Genomic DNA, 1,738 nt, shown 5'->3' with positions numbered 1-1,738 from the left:
GATCCACGGCTTCGACTGACGCTTCCCCATGACCACATCAACGAGCGATCAAGCCGACAGTCACATGATCAAACCACTTTTGTTAGAGCCAGTAACTCGCGTGTGACCTAAGTTACTTCAATGACCCCTGCAACCGCTGAGTAACCTTGTTCGGCATCTCGTACATAGCGGCGTACGCTCCCCCACCTCTCAGGAGGCGCGCATGTCGCGTAGGAGAACTGTCAGTACGAAGAAGAAGCTGGCACTGCTGGTCAGCGCGGCGGCGGTGGCCGGCGGTGGAGCCTTCGTCATGGCGACCACCTCGAACGCCGCGCAGAGTCCCGGGACCCTGTCGGCCGCGGATTCGACCGTCTGTCAGGGGCTCGCCACGGCCCTCGGCAACAACCAGAAGTTCATCGACGGTCAACGGGCGGCGCCCGACGCCCAGTCGGCGGCGCGGATCGCCAACCGCGAGGCGGTGATCGCCCAGATCAAGGTGCAGCAGAAGGCGTCCGGATGTGTTGTCGGGGAGTCGGCTCAGGACTCCCGGGCGAAGGAGCCGGCGCAGAGCGGGCAGCAGGCTGGCGGCGCTGGCCAGCAGACCGCTACCGCTCAGCCTTCGCCGACCGCCACCGCGGGCAACGGCGGCGCCGCGGCCTCCGGGCAGCAGGTGTGCAACGGCTCCACCGTCACGCTCTCGGGCGAGGGTGGCGCACCGGCCGCGTCCAGCAACCAGTTCCCGGCGGGTACGAAGCTGAAGGTCACCAACCTGGACAACAACAAGTCCACGACGGTGCGGGTCACTTCGGTCTCGGGCAGCTGCGCGCTGCTGAACAACGCGGCCTTCGAACAGGTACGGGAGCCCGGCAAGTTCTTGATCCGCCGGGCGCTGATCGAGAAGGTGGGGTGAGGCTCAGCCGCTGAGGAAATCGGAGAGGTGGCACCCGGCTAGGCGGGTGCGGCGTGCGGCAGAGCATGGGGGGAGACGTCCGGCAGGATGTCGATCTCGACGGCGCGCGGCTGCAGGTCCCTCGCCCAGGTCGCCACCTTGTACGTCTTATGGGTCCTGCTGTTCTCGGCTCGGCGACGGGCCAGGAACAGCAGGACCGGCGCGTCGAGAACGTGCCACTCCGGAACCCGCTGCGCATCTCGGCGAGCTGCCGGAGCGTGATTCCTTGCCCGCTCGCCACGCCGTCCACGTAGGTGGAGATCGGGTCGTCCAGCCCGATCCGGTGGTCGGCGACGAGTTCGAGCAGCGCGGTGACCGTGAAGGTCTCGGTCTCGCTGCCGATCCGCTGGAACTCCTCGGTGGTCACCGGTCGGCCGGTGGCAGTGTCGGTGACGCCGGTCGCGCGGACGTAACTCCCCTTGGCCTGCCATCCGCAGTCCGGCGATGACGCCCGGGGGATGCCGGCCGTCCGGCGGACGTCCTCGATCGCCCTGTCCAGCCGGCCGGTCAGCTAGGGACCGAGACCGTCCGGCGGGCACTCGTCCCGGTCGTACCGGACGACGCCCGCGGTGGGGACGGCCGTGGCGGGCGCCGCAGCCATCGGGGACAGCACCGACGCCGCGAGCACCCACGCCGCGAGCATCGCCGCGGCGAACGGACGGCGGGAGGGGGTGCGTCGCGTGTGGAGGGGGGTGCTTCTTCCAGCTAAGGGACTCTGATGGGAACCTGCGAATTTCCCCAGGCTCGCTCCGTTTCCCCACTTCGTTCAAATGTGGATGAAGTGGGGAGGGTGGGGATTGCCGATCGTGC

2 protein-coding genes and 1 pseudogene are annotated in these 1,738 nt (G+C 68.1%); 1 reads left to right on the top strand and 2 read right to left on the bottom strand.

Features of this window, described 5'->3' with window-relative positions; all coding sequences use genetic code 11:
* Window positions 1-202 precede the first annotated feature (202 nt).
* Complete coding sequence (locus tag ACZ5ID_RS37020; RefSeq protein ID WP_468907206.1) at window positions 203-889, top strand: RlpA-like double-psi beta-barrel domain-containing protein; 687 nt, start codon at window positions 203-205, stop codon at window positions 887-889.
* A gap of 271 nt (window positions 890-1,160) precedes the next feature.
* Here ACZ5ID_RS37020 and ACZ5ID_RS37015 read toward each other — a convergent pair.
* A pseudogene (locus tag ACZ5ID_RS37015) lies at window positions 1,161-1,295 on the bottom strand (serine hydrolase); the annotation flags it as partial.
* Between the two features lie 144 nt (window positions 1,296-1,439).
* Entirely contained in the window at window positions 1,440-1,571 is a 132-nt protein-coding gene (locus ACZ5ID_RS37010) for a hypothetical protein (protein ID WP_468907203.1), read from the bottom strand.
* Between the last annotated feature and the right edge of the window lie 167 nt (window positions 1,572-1,738).

Source organism: Streptomyces sp. NPDC031670 (genome assembly GCF_055580545.1).
Note: the sequence above shows the minus strand (reverse complement) of the source record. Positions and strands in the feature narration are given on the sequence as shown.